The sequence below is a fragment of the Streptomyces sp. Edi2 genome (assembly GCF_040253635.1).
Taxonomy (GTDB): Bacteria; Actinomycetota; Actinomycetes; order Streptomycetales; family Streptomycetaceae; genus Streptomyces.
Genome location: NZ_JBEJGX010000003.1, coordinates 1,066,071 through 1,082,135, shown reverse-complemented (window position 1 = coordinate 1,082,135; position 16,065 = coordinate 1,066,071). Strand labels below are relative to the sequence as shown.

The window sequence follows — 16,065 nt, the reverse complement described above, 5'->3', positions numbered from 1 at the left end:
CGGTGTCGGAGCCTTCGGGGGCCGGAGTGTGCGGGCGGCTCCCGGAGGGTCAGGTGACGAGGCCGGCGAGCCTGCGCAGTGATTCGTTCAGTGCGGCGCCCGCCGAGTCCTTGAGTTTGCCGGCCATGAGCGAGACCGCGGCGCCGGTGAACGCCCCGTCGATCCGCACGGCCGTCGCCCCGCCGTCCGGAACGAGCTCGTAGCGCATCCCCAGGCTGACCCCCATCGGGCCCTTGCCCTGAATGTCGAGGAGGCGGCCGGGCTCCAGTTCCCGCACGGTCCAGACGACCTCGGCGGGGAAGCCCATCAGCTTCATGTTCTCCTCGTAGGCCGCGCCGACCTCGAGCGATTCCGGCCCGCCTGTGGGGAAGGCGGTGTGGGTGGCGTTCCACTCCCCGTACGAGTCGAAGTCGGTGAGCCGGTCCCAGACCTTCCCGGCCGGCGCTTCGATACGGGCCTGCGCGGTCACTTCGGCCATGCGATCACCCCTTCGGTGACGGTCCCTGGCTGATGCCGCGGAACCTAGCCGCACGAGGGTGAAGGTTCAATACAGATGACCGGCTCTTGCTGATGGGTCATCAGAAATCTGCGAAGTCCTGTCCGGGGCGGCCGCGACGTGCAAGCGGCCGTCCCGGGCTCGCATGTCCGGCCTCCACGATTTCCCCGCATCTCCTCCGTAAGGATGAGATCGTGTGCGGCCGTGCCCAACCATCGTGGGATGTACAAATGCTTCCCGCCGGGGATGTTCCGGTGCTCAGGGGCTGGTGGGGTGGGTGCTGTGCAAAACCGTACTGCGTACAGTGGTGGCGACGGGCCCGCCCAGGACGAGCTCGACAGCCTGCTCACCGTCGAACTCGCCACCGTCGTATCCGCCGCCCGCAGGCGGGCCACCCGCGACGGGGACCGGCAGGTCGACACCGCGCATCTGCTGCACGGCCTCCTGGAATCGGACCCCGCCGTACGCGACGCCTTCGACGGCCCCCCGCAGGTCGCCCGCCTGCTGGGCTACCTCGTCCAGCGCAGCATCGGCTACGGACTCCAATGGCACGGGACCATCGAGGACTCCGGCGCGGTGCCCATGGTCGCCGAGGGCGGGGTCCCCGGCTGGTCGCCGGCCGCGGCCGCCGCCATGGACGGCGCCCTGGACCGCGCCCATGCCCGCTACGACACCCGCGCAGGCTGCCTCGACCTGCTCGCCGCTTTGGTGGACGACCCCGAATCCCGGGCCGTCGAAGTGCTGCGCCGGGCCTCCGTCGACACCGGCCGGCTCGCCGCCCGTCTGGACGGGGAGCGCGCCGGCTGCGAGTGACGGGGAGCACCGCCCGGGCAGGGCGAAGGGCAGGACAAAGGGGCAGGGGCGAAGGGCAGGGCAAGGGACAGGGGCATCGGGGGTGTCACTGCTGACGGCGGCTGCCATGATGACCCGATGCACGCGTCATCGGGGAACCAGGCGGGTCCAGCGACCGGTCCGGGTCAGGGAATATCCGGGTCCCGGGAGGCCCAGTCGTCACTACCCGATCTCGGGGCGGGCCGTGGCGCATCACCCCGGGGGCGGGGCGCCGGCCTCGGGATCGCCTTGCTGTCCGCGCTCGCCTTCGGCGGTTCGGGCGTGGCCGCCAAGCCCCTGATATCCGCCGGTCTCGAACCGCTGCACGTCACCTGGCTGCGGGTCGCCGGCGCCGCGCTGGTCATGCTGCCCCTCGCCTGGCGCCACCGGGACCTGCCGCGCCGCCGCCCCGCGCTGCTCGCGGGCTACGGACTGCTCGCCGTCGCGGGGGTACAGGCCTGTTACTTCGCCGCGCTCTCCCGTATCCCCGTCGGTGTGGCGCTGCTCATCGAGTATCTGGCGCCCGCCCTCGTGCTGGGCTGGGTCCGGTTCGTTCAGAAGCGGCCGGTCAGCCGTGCCGCCGCGGTCGGCGTGGTGCTGGCGGTCGGCGGACTGGCCTGTGTCGTGGAGGTCTGGTCCGGGCTGAGCTTCGATGCCCTCGGGCTCGCTCTCGCGCTCGGCGCCGCCTGCTGCCAGGTCGGCTACTTCGTGCTCTCCGATCACGGCACCGACGGCGACGACACCGTTGACCCGCTCGGCGTGATCGCTTACGGCCTGCTGACCGGCGCCGCCGTCCTCACCGTGATCGCCCGGCCCTGGGGCATGGACTGGTCGGTGCTCGGCGGCGGCGCGGAGATGAACGGCACCCGGGTGCCCGCTGTGCTGCTGCTCGCCTGGATCGTGCTGATCGCGACGGTGGCCGCGTACCTCACCGGAGTGGTCTCGATCCGCCGGCTCTCGCCGCAGGTGGCCGGGGTGGTCGCCTGCCTGGAGGCGGTGATCGCGACGGTCCTTGCCTGGGTCCTGCTCGGTGAACACCTCTCCGCGCCGCAGATCGTCGGTGGAGTGGTGGTGCTGGCCGGCGCCTTCATCGCGCAGTCGGCCAAGCCGAAGGCGACGGAGACCGTGCGGGTGGCCGACGCCGGACCGGGCACGGGAGTGGAGGACGGGGCGGACGCCGGCGTGCCGGGGAGCGGTGTCTCCCCGGCATCCCCGACCTCGGCATCCTCGACTTCTTAGGGGCTGTCGGGCTGTCGCGCGGCGGCTCAGGGACGCCGTGCAGAGGGAGGTGGGCCGGTGGGCGTGCCGAGCGCTGCCAGCCGGCGCTGCTGGTGGGTGCGGGCCGCAGCGTCCCCGGGGCCGTTCCGTTCGGTGAGGCGTTCCGATATGCGCTGCTGGACGGCCTCGCTGCGCTTGCCTCCGTACTTGAACTTGGCGTGGACCTCGTGCACTTCGAGGCGCAGACCGCGGATGCCGGACAGCATCCGCCCGTACGGAGCCGCGCCGGCGGCGACCGGCGCCGAGCCGCCGTCCGGCTGGAAGTGGTCCGTCTGCCGCTGCAGCAGCTCGGCCTTCTCCTCCGGATCGTCCACCACATGGGCGGTGCAGGTCAGCTGGACCGCTGCGTAGAAGCTGGTGGGGACGCCGTGCTCGGGCGGCTGGTCCTCGGCCGCCTGCCAGGGGCCGGGGATGAAGGTGTAGTCGTCCACCACGCTCAGCAGCACCGTCGGCCGGTCCTCCAGCGCGTCCCAGAGGGGGTTGGGGCGGGCGAGGTGGGCGATGGCCTCGCGGCGGGAGGGGTCGTAGGCGAAGTGCAGCGGTTGCAGCATCGGAGGCTCGCCGGGCCGCCCGTTGGCGGCCAGCTGGCCGAAGTCGTGCACCGCGAGCCACTGCTGCCACTCGGCCTCTTCGGTGGGCGCGTCCCAGGGATGGATCAGCACGGTCGCTCCTCAGCGGGCGGAGAGGTAGGCCGGTTCGGGTGTGCCGGGCGCGAGATCTTCGGAGGGTATGGGCGCGCCGTACACCGGTGCCACAGGAAGGACACCGCTCCAGTACGGCAGCGCCAGGTCCTCCGGCTCGTCGTTGGGGCCGCCGCTGCGGATCTTGGCGGAGACCTCGCGCAGGTCGAGGCGGATCACGGCGGTCGCGGCGAGTTCCTTGGCGTTGCCGGGCCGGGAGTCCGCGGCGCGTCCCGGCACCACATGGTCGACGAGCGCGTCGAGAGCGGCCTTCTTCTCCTCCGGCTCGGTGACGTCGTGCGCGGTGCCGTGCACCACGACGCAGCGGTAGTTGATGGAGTGGTGGAACGCGGACCTGGCCAGCACCAGACCGTCGACGTGGGTGACCGTGACGCACACCTCCAGGCCGGGGGCCGGTGCTTCACCTGCCATCCGCAGCGGACGGGAACCGGAAGAGCCGTGCAGATAGAGGCGGTCGCCCACGCGGCCGTAGAGCGTCGGCAGGACGACGGGGGAGCCGTCGCGGACGAAGCCCAGATGGCAGACGTATCCCGAGTCGAGGATGGCGTGCACCGTTTCGTGGTCGTAGGCCGCGCGGTCACGGGCGCGGGTGGGGGTCGTGCGGGTGGTGGGTTCGTACGCCTCGGCTCGGGGCATTGCCAACTCCATTGCACTAGTGCATAATCAAGTTTGTGCTAGGAGAGTATCGGATCGCGGGGCGGCGCGCATCGGAGATTGCCGCCAGTGTCGAGCAAGCCGTCGGTGCCGGTGAGCTGCAACCGGGCGAAGTCCTGCCCCCCTTGCGGGAGTTGGCCGTCTATCTCGAAGTCAATCCGAATACGGTCGCGGCCGCTTATCGCACGCTCCGCGACCGCGGGGTGATCGAAACCGCGGGCCGGCGGGGCAGCCGGGTGCGTCCCCGGCCGGCGAGCACGCCCCGTGAGGCGCTGCGGGTGGAGGTCCCGCCCGGCGTCCGTGACGCCTCCGGCGGAAACCCCGATCCGGCCCTGCTGCCCCCGCTCGAACGGGCGCTGGCGCAGGCCGCGGCGCGCAGCGCGCAGCGCCCCGTGCTCTACGACACGCCTGCGGTGGACGAGGACCTTGCGGCCCTCGCCCGTGCGGCGTTCGACGGCGACGGCGTGCCGGCCGGCCCCGTCGCCGTCACCAGCGGGGCACTGGACGCCATCGAGCGGGTGTTGGCCGCCCATCTGCGGCCCGGCGACACCGTGGCGGTGGAGGACCCGGGGTGGGGCAGCCTGCTGGATCTCATCCCGGCGCTCGGGCTGCGCCCCGCCCCGGTCGGGGTGGACGACGAAGGCCCGCTGCCGGAACAGCTGGCACGCGCGCTCCAGGACGGCGCCCGTGCCGTCGTCGTCACCGACCGGGCGCAGAATCCCACCGGAGCCGCGGTCAGCCGCGCCCGCGCCACCGAACTCCGCACCCTCCTGGCCGCCCACCCCGGTGTCCTGCTCATCGAGGACGACCACGGCCACGGCATCGTCGACCTCCCGCTCCATCCGCTCTCCGGCGTCACCGACCACTGGGTCCTGGTCCGCTCGACGGCCAAGGCGTACGGCCCGGATCTGCGCCTGGCGGTGCTCACCGGCGACGCGCTGACCGTCGACCGGGTGCGGGGCCGCCAGGGCCTCGGTCCGGGCTGGATCAGCCATCTGCTCCAGGACGTGGTCGTCCACCTCTGGCGGACGTCCGCGGTCGACCCGAAGGCGGTGGCCGGAGCGTACGGGCGACGGCGGGATGCGCTGATACGGGCCCTGGCGGAGCGCGGAGTCCTCGCCCGGGGACGCAGCGGAATGAACGTGTGGGTACCGGTCCCGGACGAGACCGGCGCGGTGGCCCGGCTCCTGCACTCCGGCTGGGCGGTGGCGCCCGGTGCCCGCTTCCGCCTGCACTCCCCGCCCGGCATCCGCATCACCGTCTCCGCCCTTACCGATGACGACATCGCCCCCGTGGCGGACGCCGTTGCCGCGGCGCGGGGTGTGGGGGAGGCGCGGCGGTACGAGTGAGGAGGGCCGGGGCGGGGGGCCGGAGCGCCGCACCGATGTGCGGGGGCTCCGCGGTGAAGTGCGGGAGATCTCGGGCGGAAGTGCGGGAGCCTCCGTGCCGGGGTGCCGGGGTGCCGGGGTGCCGGGGTGCCGGGGTGCCGGGGGTGCGGAGGCTCGAGGCGCGGAGGTGTGGGGGTGTGGGGGGGGTAAGGATGCTTGGGCGTACGGGGGGACGGGAGCGAGGCTCGGTTACGGAGGCTTGGGGGTAGTGGGGGCACGGGGGACGGGGGCGTGAGGTTCGGGAGCGCGGGGTCTCGGGAGGCTGGGTTCGATGCCCGGAGGGTGCCGTCAGTCGGTCGTGGAACCGGGCCGGGGGAGTGAGGGGGCGCCCGGGCGGGGCTTGCTCTGGGTGAGGGCGGCGCCGGCCAGGACGACAAGGGCGCCGACGGGCGTGTTCCAGCTCAGGTGTTCGTGCAGGAGGGCCACCCCGGCGGCGGTGGCGATCACGGGGATGAAATACGTGACCATCTGTGCGGTGGTGGGGCCGATCTCGGCGACCAGTCCGTACTGGATGAGGAAGGCGAGGCCGGTGCCCAGGGCGCCGAGGGCGAAGACGGCGAGCAGCGGGATGACCGGGTAGTCGGCCGGTGCGGTGGTGAACAGGGGTGTCACCACCGCGAGTTGGACGGTTGCCAGCAGCAGCTGGGCACTGGACATGGACAGGTGGGAGTGCGGGGCGCCCGCCAGGGTGCGGCGCACGTAGATCCAGCCGATGGCGTAGCTGAGCGAGCCGCCCAGTGCCATTGCGGTGCCCGCCGGATCCGTACCTGCGAAGCCCTGCCAGGCGCCGAGCACGGTGAGCACACCCAGGAATCCGAGGCCGAGCCCCGCGACCCGGCGCCGGCTGGGACGGTCCTCGGAGAGCGCGATGACCGACAGCGCCATGCCCCACAGCGGGGAGGTGGCATTGCAGATGCCGGCCAGTGTGGAGGGGATGGTCAGCTCGGCGTACGCGAAGAGGGAGAACGGCAGTGCGTTGAGGAAGAAGGCGGCGACGGTGAGGTGGGCCCAGACGCGGGGGGAGCGGGGGAGCCGCTCCCGCTTGAGCACGGCGATGATCAGCAGCACCAGCGCCCCGAACGCCACCCGGCCCAGCGTGACCTGCAGCGGCGCGAAGCCCTGGGTGCCCACCTTGATGAAGAGAAAGTTGAAGCCCCAGACCAGGCAGAGGACGGCGAAGCGGACTGGCCAACCGAGGGCCCGGCCGGTGGGCTTCGGGGCCGCGGCGCCGGTGCGGCCCCGAAGCCCACCGGAGCGAGCTGAGGCGGTCGCGCCTGCCGTGGTGTGCCCGTCGGCAGCGCGAGTCGCGTTTGTGGTCGCGGTCGTGGTCGAAGAGTTCGTGGAGGTGACGGAGGAGGAGGCGGCGGTGGCTGCGCCGGCGGCGGTGCTCATGAGGACCACGATGCGGCGTGCAACTTCGTAGCACAAGCGAGAATTCGTGGCGGGTATCGCTTAGCATTGCTTATATGTTGAACCTTGATCGCCTACGGACGCTGAGTGCGGTCGCCCGGCATGGCTCGGTGAGCGCGGCCGCCGACGGACTCCATGTGACGACCTCTGCCGTCTCGCAGCAGATCGCCAAACTCGAGCGGGAGACCGGACAGCAACTGCTGGCGAAGAACGGGCGCGGGGTCCGGCTGACCGACGCCGGACGGCTGCTCGCCGACCATGCGACGCGCATCCTCTCCCAGGTCGAGCTGGCCCAGGCCGAACTGGAAGCGCATCGTGGCCAGGCGGTGGGCGACCTGCGGCTGGGCGCATTTCCCACCGCGGCACGGGGGCTCTTCCCCGCCGCGCTGGTTGCCCTCCGGGCCGAGCACCCGCAGCTACGGGCGCGGCTGACGGAACTGGAACCGGACGCCTCGGTGCGCGGGGTGGTGCGCGGCGATATCGATCTGGCCGTCGTTCTCGACTGGTACAACCGGCCGCAGTCGCTGCCCGAAGGGCTGGCGAAGGCCCCGCTCCTGGACGATCCGGCCGATGTGGCGATGCCGTCCACCCATCCGCTCGCCGGACGCCGGTCCGTGGAGCTGGAGGAATTCGCGGACGATGAGTGGATCTCCTGGCCGCAGGGGGAGTTCTGCCATGAGTGGCTGATGTTCACGCTGCGCAGCAAGGGCATCGAACCGCAAATCGCGCACATGGCCGAGGAGCACCACACTCAGCTTGCCTTGATCGCCGCCGGGCTGGGCGTCGCGGTGGCTCCTCGCCTCGGCCGTGGGCCGGTACCGGACGGGGTGAGTGTGGTACCCGTCCGCCATACGATGCGCCGTCATGTCTATGCCATCTGGCGCGCGGACGCCGACCGTAGGCCCTCGATCCGCGCGGCCGTGGGAGCGCTCCGCGCAGCCGGGAGGGACGTGGAGGCCCGCTGAGTCCGGAAGAGCCCGCTGCCGGCCGCAACGCCATTGGCCGCCTGGTGTTGGTCGCGTGCTGCGTGCTGTGTGTCGCCTACTGTCTGCCGCCTGCCGCCTGCCGCCTGCCGCCTGCCGCCTGCCGCCTGCCGCCTGCCGCCTGCCGCCTGCCGCCTGCCGCCTCTTGCCTTCCGTCCCGGATCAGGGCGGTGGGACGATGCCCTGAATGACGCCCAGTTCCAGCAAGTCCTGCGGGCGGATGCGGAGTTGGTCGGCGGTGTCGTGGATCTGCGTCTCGTCGCGTTTGAGGATGGCCGCGGCCAGCTCGGGGGCGATCACGGAGAAGTAGCTGTCCGGAGTCGCCCACAGCCGCCCCGGTGCGGCAAGCGCCAGTGCGCCGCCCGAACCGCCCTCACCGATCAGCAGAGAGGTGACCGGGACCTCGGCCGTGGCGAGCGCCGCGAAGACATCGGCGATGGCCGCGCCGGCGCCGGCCCGCTCGGCCTCGGCATCATTGGCGGCGCCCGGCGTGTCCACGAGGGTGAGGACCGGGATGCCCAGCCGGTCGGCGAGCCGGACCAGACGCGCGGCGGTACGGAAGCCGGCCGGGCGGGTGGCCGTGCCACATTGGGCGGCGAAGGCGATCGTGCGCCCCTCACGGCGGCCGAAACCGCACCGTATCCCGGGGTCGACGCCGCCACAGCGGTCGCCGCTGATCTCCTCGTGGTCGTCGAAGTACGCGCGCAGATACGCCTCGGCACGCGGACGCCCGGGCTCGCGGGCGCGGACCACCGCACCCCAGCCGGTCTCCGGCAGCCCGGTGGCCCCGAGGGCGTACGGCGGAGGCGCGGGCTCCACGGTCCGCGGGCGGGACTCCGGGGGCGGGACCAGCAGGTGCATCCACCGCTGGAGCGTGCTCCGCAGCTGATCCGGGAGCACGACGGCATCGATCTGGCCGGAGGCGAACTGCCCCTCGGCGGAGTAGGCGAACGGGTCGGCGTCCGGCGGGCGCACCCGCGAGCCCGCGAAGCCGACCTGTGCCCCGGGCAGCGCGAGGATCACATCGGCGGCCGCGCCGAGGGTGGCCCAGCCGCCGCCGGTCGTCGGGTCGCGCAGCACAGCGATCTGCGGCAGCCCCGCGGCGCGGTTCAGCGCCGACTGCCGGGCCACGCGCTGGAGTTGGGTCAGCGCACGCATGCCCTCCTGCATCCGGCTGCCGCCCGTGGCGATCAGCGAAACGACCGGCAGACCGCGCTCGCGGGCGTGCGTGTAGGCGGCCTCCAGGCGGTCGCCGGTGCGCTCGCCGAGGGAGCCGCCCAGATAGCGGAACTCGAAGGAGAGCACGACGCTTTCCCTGCCGCCTATGGTGGCCAGGGCGGTGACCACCGACTCCTCCTCGCCGGTCAGTGTGCGCGCACGGGCCCGGGCATCGTCGTACCCGCTCCAGCCGAGCGGGCCGTCCGGCGGGGCCGATACCGCAGCCGGCGTTTCGTGGCCGGCGCGACCGGTCGTCGTGGTCGTCATGGTCGTCTCGGTGTACCTATCCGCTACTGCCGCGATGGCTTGACGTGCCGTCAGCCGGGCCCATGGCTTCGTCGTGGCAGTCGTGGCAGTCGTGGCAGTCGTGGCAGTCGTGGCAGTCGTGGCAGTCGTGGCAGTGGTGGCAGTGGTGGCAGTGGGAGTGGTGGCCGGAGTCCGGTCGTCCTGTAGGTCCTGGTGGCCGACGTCCCTCGCGTGCCGGTCGTCGTCCGCGCCGTGGCATCCGCTTCCGGCCCCGCCTCTGGACCCGGCTTCGCCTCCGGCCCCAGCCCCGGCCCCGGCCTCTGCCCCGTCTCCGGCCCCGGCCACGCCCCGTCCGCCGTTACGCACGGAGCTCACGCTTCAGGATCTTGCCCATGTCATTGCGCGGCAGGGCGTCCAGGAAGTGCACGGTGCGTGGGCGCTTGTGCGGCGCGAGCTGGTGGGCGACATGATCGGCGAGTTCCTGGCCCGAGGGCGCCGGTCCCGCGTCCGGACCGGTCTCCGCCACGACCCAGGCGACGATCCGCTCGCCGAGGTCTTCGTCCGGCGCGCCGGTGACGGCGGCCTCGGCGACCCCGGGGTGTGCCAGCAGCGCATTCTCGATCTCGCCCGCGCCGATTTTGTAGCCGCCGCTTTTGATCAGGTCGGTGGCCTTGCGGCCCACGATGCGGTAGTTCCCCGCGCCGTCCCGGATCGCCATGTCGCCGGTGCGGAACCATCCCCCGTCGAAGGCGGCGGCGGTGGCATCGGGGCGGTTGAGGTACTCGACGAAGAGGTTCGGCCCGCGGACCTGGATCTCGCCCACCGTCTCGCCGTCGTTCCCCTCGATGGCCCGGCCCGCGTCGTCGACGAGCCGGACGTACACTCCCGGCAGCGGCACCCCCACCGTGCCCGTGGCATCGGGGCCGTCCGCGCGCACGCTGGTGTTCATGAGCGTTTCCGTCATGCCGTAGCGCTCGATCACCCGTCGGCCGGAGGCCGCCGCGATCCGCTCATGATCGGTCAGTGGCAGAGCGGCCGAGCCGGAGACCAGCAGCCGGGCACGGGAGAGCGCCTTGGCGAGCGCGGGGTCACGGCCGGCCTCGGCGGCCAGGCGGTGATACATCGTCGGCACGCCGAACAGCATGGTGCCGTCCGCGGAGAGCTCACGGGCCACCGCGTCGGTGCTGAAGCGCCCCAGGTGATGGACGCAGCCACCGCGGCGCAGCGGTCCCAGGATGCCGAGGATCAGGCCGTGGACATGGAAGAGCGGCAGGGCGTGAACGAGGACGTCGTCGGCGGTCCACTGCCAGGCGTCCTCCAGGGCGTCGAGCGTGTGCGCAATGGCGCGCCGGGGGAGGACAACGCCCTTGGGCGGGCCGGTCGTGCCGGAGGTGTAGACGATGAGGGCCGGTGCCTCGTCGCCCGGTTCGTTCGGCAGCAGGCCCGGAACGGCGTCCTCCGGCGGCTGGGCTGCCTCGATGTCGACGCGGGGCAATGCGGCGAGCGGCTCGGGCAGGTCGGCGCCCGGTTCGGCAAGGACGAGCGACGGCGCACTGTCGGCCACGATATGCGCCAGCTCGTATGCGCCGATCTTCGGATTCAGCGGCACCACGGCCACTCCGGCGAGCAGCGCGCCCACCACACCGACCGAGGTCTCCAGTGTCGGCGTCGCCCACACGGCGATACGGGTCTCACCGGCGATCCGCTCGGCGACCACGCCCGCCACCGACGCCAGTTGGCGATAGCTGAGGGTGCGGTCGCCGAAGCGCAGCGCGGGTGTGGGCGGAGCGTCGCGCAGCGCGGGGAAGAGCACGTTCACCGGATCTCCTTCGTCCTCGTCGGCGCCCGGCCCGTCGCGGCCGGACCGTCCCGCTCCCGCACCCCTGCCGGTACCGAAACGGGCTGACCCGTACCACTCTCGCAGAGACCACCGACAACGCGATGAGATCGGGAGGTCCGATCCCCCTCCGTGGGCGGGGATCGACCCCACGCCCCCGGCACCACTACGCGCCCGGCACCACCACGCCCCCGGGCACCACCATGCCCCCGGCACCACCACGCACCACCGAGCCCGCGCCCTGACCGCTCAGCCCGGGATCTTGCGGAAGTCCCACGACGCGACCGACTCCGGCGTCAGGCGCAGCCACGCATGGCGGCCGTCGTGCGGCATCGCCGACATCTCGAAGTATTTCTCCGCGAAAAGCCGCTCCGGGGCAGCGAGCCCAGGGCACGGCTCGCCGGTGCGCGGCGCCTCGCCGACGAAGTCCGCGCGGCCGGTCAGCTCGGCCCCGCGCAGCTCGCCGTACTCGTGTCCGTCGTCGACGACCACCGCGAGCCGCGGGTCCCTGCGCAGCTGGGCCCACCGCTTGCTCCGGGTGATCGAATACAGCCACAGCGCCGTGCCGTCCCAGACGAACCAGAGGGCTCCGAGGTGCGGCGCGCCGTCGTCACCTACCGTTGCTACCCGGCAGGTGCGCTGTGCCGCGAGGAACGCGTCGAGCTCGCCCTGCGTCATCATGATCCGGCGTCCGCGCCGCTGTGTGTCGGCCATCCTTCATCGCCCTCCGCTATGTGCCCTCCCGCTCATGGGGCGGCACTGAATTGACCCGCCTGCCTGACACCGACCGATCTCGCATCTACCTGACGAGCTGTCAGAAATCATGCGGGCTCTTCCTGGCGTGCGCAATGGCCGGTACCCTCGCCCGGCCCGGGTCGGCGTAGCTCGGCTGGGGTCGGCCGAGGAGCCAGGTGCGCCAGGTAGCGGGTCCGGGAGGAGCCGGGAGGAGCCGGGAGGAGCCGGGAGGAGCCGAGGTCGGCTGAAGTCGGGCCCGGAAGGCGTCAGGTCCGTCCGGCCGGAGACAGGCTGCATTCAGGACGGAGTCAGGCCGGCAGGCAATCACGTCCATCAGAGGGGAATGCGATGTCTTCGGACGCTGCACAGCTCATTGAGCAACTGGACCCGGCCGCCACGGTGCTGCTCACCGTCGAGTGCCAGCGCGGCGTGGTCGGCCCGGACAGCGCGCTGCCCGAACTGGCGGACGCGGCCCGCGAGTCGGGTGCGCTGGCGCGAGTGGCCCGGCTGGTGGCGGCTGCCCACGACACCGGCGTCCAGGTGCTGCATGCCGTGGCGGAACGCCGTCCCGACGGCCGCGGCGCCAGCCACAACGCCCGCCTCTTCCGGGCGGCCGAACGGCTGCCCGTCCAGCAGCTCACCGGATCCACCGCTGTACGTATCGCCGATCCGATACCCGTCTCGGAGAACGATCTGGTGGTGCGCAGGCTGCACGGCCTTTCGCCGGTCGCCGGCACCGAAGTGGATGCGCTGCTGCGTAACTTCGGGTGCCGGACGCTCGTCGTCACCGGGGTGTCGGCGAATGTGGCGATTCCGAATGCCGTGTTCGATGCGGTCAACCTGGGCTACACGGCCGTGGTGCCCGCGGACGCCATCGCGGGGGTGCCCGCCGACTACACCACCGCGATGGTCCGCAACACCCTCGCTCTGGTCGCCACCGTCACCAGCACCGATGATGTCCTGGCCATATGGCGAGGACTGCGTGGTGGCCGCTGACCCCTTGCCCCCCGACCCCTGCCCCCTGACCCGCTGCCCCGCTGAGCCGGCCCCGGGTGCCAGGGCCGGCCCCGGGGTGTCAGGGCTGGTACGCCTGGCGCAGGGCACAGGTCCAGACGACGGCATGGGAAGTTGACGCGGCGTCGGCCGCGGAACCGCCGACGCGCTGGTCGTCGCTGACGGCGTACGCCTGGGAGGCGCCCTCAGGGGAGAGCCGGGGCAGCGCCAGCAGGGGGCCGGTGCCCGGCCATATCTGGGCCTGCTCCGGGGGAGCTGTCTCCGGCGGGAACGGACCGACCATGTGGCTGTCCATGGCGGTGCCCACACTCACGTTGGTGGTGGGACTGATGGCCTCGAAGGTGCCGCTGGTGCGCTCCCCGAGCAGCCCCGGTTCGCTCTCGGTCGCGTACGGCGGAAGCCACTGGGTGGGGGTCCGGGTGTCCAGCCGGGTGAAGTCGTGGGTGCCCACGATCCGTCCGGCGTGGTCGATGTCCCGGGGGTACCAGTAGTCGTAAGGGACCCCCGAGGGCCAGTACCGCTGGAGCGGTACGGCCGCGGCGTCGCGCCGGGCGGACCAGAAGAGGCCCGCCGACCACGACTCCTCCTCCTTGAAGGCTTCGCCGGAACCGGCGATCTGCCCCGCGTTGTTGATGGCGGTCACCGAGCTGAGCGAGTATCCGGCCGGCGGCGCGAGCCTGCGGTGGATCCGGGAGCCCTCCCATTCGAGACCGACGACGGCGCCGTCCTTGGCCGCGTCGCCGACGATCAGACCCCGGTCGTTGACGTCCGCCGCGTGGGCCCCTTCCGGCAGCAGGGTCACCGTGCGGGCCCCGGAGCGGAAGCTGAAGGCGGCGGTACGGCCCGCTCCGTTCAGGGACCCGACCATCAGCCCTTGAGCATTGACGGCCGCGACCTCACCGCCGGTGAATCCGGCGGGCAGTGGTACGCGGTGGACCCGGGTACCGGTCCAGTACACCGGCAGGCCGCGTGATCCCCCCACTGCCAGGGCCTTCGGCCCGAGTCCCTTGACCTGGCTGCTTCCCGAACCGGGCAGGGAGGCCAGGACCTGGAGAGCAGGTCGGCAGTCCGTGGGCTTGCCGGGGCCGTGGGCGGGTCGAGCCGAGGCGGCTGATGCAGCGGACGCAGCGGACGCGGCCGGAGCCGGGCTCGCCGTCAGCAGGGGCGTGAGGAACGCGGCCGCGACAACTGCCACCGCGGCACGGATATGTCTTCGCATCATGGTCTCCGTTTCGAGGACGCTGGAAGGTCCCCCGTCAACGCTGGGATGTGCCGTGCACACTTGAAACGTGAACACTTGAAAGGAGCAGAGAGCGCTTGGGTTTCCGTGCGGTCCGTGATGTGCTGGAACTTCCCAGGAGGCGCCACGACTTCCCGTGAAGTGTGGGTGAGAGTGCGGGGGCGGGGCTTCCCGGAGCCTGCCGACAATTCCCGTGACTTCCTGGGATCTCCCTGGCTTCCGTGAGATTGAGACTCCCGTGGCTCGGGTGAGTTTTCAGGAGCCACTGGGGGAGGTCAGGAAAAGTACGCCCAGGGAAGGACGTCGAGGGAAGGACATCCAGCGGAGGGCGCCCACGGAAGGGTGCTCCGGGAGGCTCCCCGGAGGCACCCGGACGATTCACATCGGTCCGTGGCCGAACGGTTCAGGTATGCCCGCCGGACGAGACGGACTTCCGGCCCCGGCTGAGCCGCGTGCCTGTACCGCACATGTCCTTCATCCACTTCCTCCGGTACCGGTTGGGAAGTTCCATGGACCGGCACCTTTCCTACCGCACCCATGACAACGTGGGATGTTTCCTCCGCCCAATGGCCAGAATTCGTCCGGGAGTGTCCGGGTCCGGGTCCGGGTCCGGTTCCGTGTCTGTGTCTGTGTCCGAGTCCGTGTCCAACCAAGCAACCAAGCAACCAATCCGCCGCTCAGAAGTACGGGCTCCACCGGCCATAACGTGCCATCAGCTTCCGCGCCCCGTCCTCGTCCAGGCCGAGGGCGGCGGCCTGCGCGGTGGTCGCGTCCTGCCGGGCATCGTGGGCCGGCCAGTACCCGACCCGTACAGCGGTCACCTCCAGCCGACGGGCTGCCCGTACGGCCGCCAGCGGTGAGGACTTCGCCAGCTTCTCGATCTCCTCCTCCAGCCGGGTGAGCAGACCGGTGACCGTCTCCGGCAGGGCAATGGCCGAATTCTCCACTTCAACGGTGTGATCATCCCAGTCCTGCAGGGCCGCGTCCGCCGCGAACGAGCCTGCCTCGGCCAGCTCCTGTTCGCCGATCTCGTCCCAGTCCAGCCGGTGCTCTGTGCCGGTCCAGCCGCAGGAACACACCGCGCGCAGCGCCGCCGCTCGCGGCACGTGCGCGAAGTGGCCGTCGTAGACACTCCACTGTGAGACCGACGGTCCGCCTCCGCCGGAGTTCATCTGGAAGAAGACCGGGCCCGGAACGGTGCCGTCAGCCAGAAGCACACCGACCGCGCCCTCGTGCGAGGCGCCGAACTCCTCCGTCGTCCAGGTCTCCCGCTCACTCATGTCACCCCTCCAATTGCTTCGCTTTCACCCGAGCGCGCCCGGGAGGGGCGCCGGAGACGACGATGTCGCACCCATGGAGGGCGGACTACCGGAATCTCCAAAGAGGGGACAGGCGCCCCTCTCATGTGAGGCCCCACGTGGGAGGCCCCCGCTGTGGTACGGGCCGGGCAGGAAGCGTGAGCGGTGAAGTGAAGGGGCGCGCCCCGCGGCGCCGGGTTGCGGTGGTGAGCCGGAGGGAGCCGCCGGCGCCCGGTATGAGCAAACGGCCTCGGGCTGGGGCCGGCCGGAGGAGAATGGCAGCATCGGCCCGGCCCCAGGGCCGGCCTTGAGGGCTGCCCCGACCGCCGCCTGCTCCCGATGTGGAGGTTCGAGTTGGACCGGCGCCGCTTCCTCACTTCCTCGGCCTACTCGGTGGCCGCCGCGGCCCTTCCCCTGCCCTACGTAGAGGAGATCGCCGAGCGCACTGCCGCGGCGGCCACCGGGCACACCGCCGGCATGGCCGACGTCGCCGCCGTGCGCGACATGGTGCGCGTCTTCTCCGAGTGGAGTTGCATTCCTTCGGTGGCGGCTTCGGGGCTGGCGGACTTCAACGCCACCACCGGCAAGGGCGTCCTGGTCTCGGTCAATAGCTCACTGGACTCCCTGACGCCGACCGAGATGCAAGGGGAAGTGCTGGGAGTCATGGCCAAGAAGGTGTACGACCGGGCCCAGTACAGCTGACCCAGGGGCGCGGGGCACTCAGCCGTCCGGCCCT

The 16,065-nt window shown here is 71.9% G+C and carries 15 protein-coding genes; 6 read left to right on the top strand and 9 right to left on the bottom strand.

The features are described 5' to 3' along the window. Nucleotides 1–49: 49 nt before the first annotated feature. Nucleotides 50–478: a type II toxin-antitoxin system Rv0910 family toxin gene (locus tag ABR737_RS08190; RefSeq protein ID WP_350249518.1), complete on the bottom strand. Its 429-nt coding sequence runs from the start codon at nucleotides 476–478 to the stop codon at nucleotides 50–52. A 300-nt stretch (nucleotides 479–778) separates the two neighbouring features. Here ABR737_RS08190 and ABR737_RS08185 point away from each other — a divergent pair, with 300 nt between their 5' ends. Together ABR737_RS08185 and ABR737_RS08180 are read left to right on the top strand one after the other, a co-directional pair. Next, entirely contained in the window at nucleotides 779–1,309 is a 531-nt protein-coding gene (locus tag ABR737_RS08185; RefSeq protein WP_350249517.1) for a Clp protease N-terminal domain-containing protein, read from the top strand. 117 nt (nucleotides 1,310–1,426) lie between these two features. Further along, nucleotides 1,427–2,566: an EamA family transporter gene (locus ABR737_RS08180; RefSeq protein ID WP_350249516.1), complete on the top strand. Its 1,140-nt coding sequence runs from the start codon at nucleotides 1,427–1,429 to the stop codon at nucleotides 2,564–2,566. A 26-nt stretch (nucleotides 2,567–2,592) separates the two neighbouring features. Here the strand turns inward: ABR737_RS08180 and ABR737_RS08175 are convergent, their stop codons facing one another. Then, complete coding sequence (locus ABR737_RS08175) at nucleotides 2,593–3,267, bottom strand: FMN-binding negative transcriptional regulator (RefSeq protein WP_350249515.1); 675 nt, start codon at nucleotides 3,265–3,267, stop codon at nucleotides 2,593–2,595. Between the two features lie 9 nt (nucleotides 3,268–3,276). Further along, complete coding sequence (locus ABR737_RS08170; RefSeq protein ID WP_350249514.1) at nucleotides 3,277–3,942, bottom strand: pyridoxamine 5'-phosphate oxidase family protein; 666 nt, start codon at nucleotides 3,940–3,942, stop codon at nucleotides 3,277–3,279. A 35-nt stretch (nucleotides 3,943–3,977) separates the two neighbouring features. Between ABR737_RS08170 and ABR737_RS08165 the strand changes: the two genes are divergently transcribed. After that, complete coding sequence (locus tag ABR737_RS08165) at nucleotides 3,978–5,309, top strand: aminotransferase class I/II-fold pyridoxal phosphate-dependent enzyme (RefSeq protein ID WP_350249513.1); 1,332 nt, start codon at nucleotides 3,978–3,980, stop codon at nucleotides 5,307–5,309. Nucleotides 5,310–5,636: 327 nt separating this feature from the next. On the opposite strand, the gene ABR737_RS08160 is transcribed toward ABR737_RS08165, so the two are convergent. After that, nucleotides 5,637–6,740, bottom strand: a complete 1,104-nt coding sequence (locus tag ABR737_RS08160; protein ID WP_350249512.1) for a DMT family transporter — start codon at nucleotides 6,738–6,740, stop codon at nucleotides 5,637–5,639. 74 nt (nucleotides 6,741–6,814) lie between these two features. Between ABR737_RS08160 and ABR737_RS08155 the strand changes: the two genes are divergently transcribed. Beyond that, nucleotides 6,815–7,723: a LysR family transcriptional regulator gene (locus tag ABR737_RS08155; protein WP_350249511.1), complete on the top strand. Its 909-nt coding sequence runs from the start codon at nucleotides 6,815–6,817 to the stop codon at nucleotides 7,721–7,723. A gap of 180 nt (nucleotides 7,724–7,903) precedes the next feature. Here the strand turns inward: ABR737_RS08155 and ABR737_RS08150 are convergent, their stop codons facing one another. From ABR737_RS08150 to ABR737_RS08140, 3 genes are all read right to left on the bottom strand, one after another. Further along, on the bottom strand, nucleotides 7,904–9,226 hold the full coding sequence (locus ABR737_RS08150) for a carboxyl transferase domain-containing protein (RefSeq protein ID WP_350249510.1): 1,323 nt from the start codon (nucleotides 9,224–9,226) through the stop codon (nucleotides 7,904–7,906). A gap of 337 nt (nucleotides 9,227–9,563) precedes the next feature. Next, entirely contained in the window at nucleotides 9,564–11,024 is a 1,461-nt protein-coding gene (locus ABR737_RS08145; protein WP_350249509.1) for an acyl-CoA synthetase, read from the bottom strand. Nucleotides 11,025–11,291: 267 nt separating this feature from the next. Next, complete coding sequence (locus ABR737_RS08140; RefSeq protein ID WP_350249508.1) at nucleotides 11,292–11,756, bottom strand: pyridoxamine 5'-phosphate oxidase family protein; 465 nt, start codon at nucleotides 11,754–11,756, stop codon at nucleotides 11,292–11,294. 369 nt (nucleotides 11,757–12,125) lie between these two features. Between ABR737_RS08140 and ABR737_RS08135 the strand changes: the two genes are divergently transcribed. Next, nucleotides 12,126–12,773, top strand: a complete 648-nt coding sequence (locus tag ABR737_RS08135) for an isochorismatase family protein (RefSeq protein WP_350249507.1) — start codon at nucleotides 12,126–12,128, stop codon at nucleotides 12,771–12,773. 79 nt (nucleotides 12,774–12,852) lie between these two features. On the opposite strand, the gene ABR737_RS08130 is transcribed toward ABR737_RS08135, so the two are convergent. Both ABR737_RS08130 and ABR737_RS08125 read right to left on the bottom strand, forming a co-directional pair. Beyond that, a complete protein-coding gene (locus ABR737_RS08130; protein WP_350249506.1) occupies nucleotides 12,853–14,010 on the bottom strand; it encodes a hypothetical protein in 1,158 nt (385 codons plus the stop codon). Between the two features lie 698 nt (nucleotides 14,011–14,708). Beyond that, on the bottom strand, nucleotides 14,709–15,311 hold the full coding sequence (locus ABR737_RS08125) for a hypothetical protein (protein WP_350249505.1): 603 nt from the start codon (nucleotides 15,309–15,311) through the stop codon (nucleotides 14,709–14,711). A 357-nt stretch (nucleotides 15,312–15,668) separates the two neighbouring features. On the opposite strand from ABR737_RS08125, the gene ABR737_RS08120 reads away from it, so the two are divergent. Continuing rightward, nucleotides 15,669–16,031 (top strand): hypothetical protein, encoded by a 363-nt coding sequence (locus ABR737_RS08120; protein ID WP_350249504.1) that lies wholly within the window; start codon nucleotides 15,669–15,671, stop codon nucleotides 16,029–16,031. Nucleotides 16,032–16,065 lie beyond the last annotated feature (34 nt).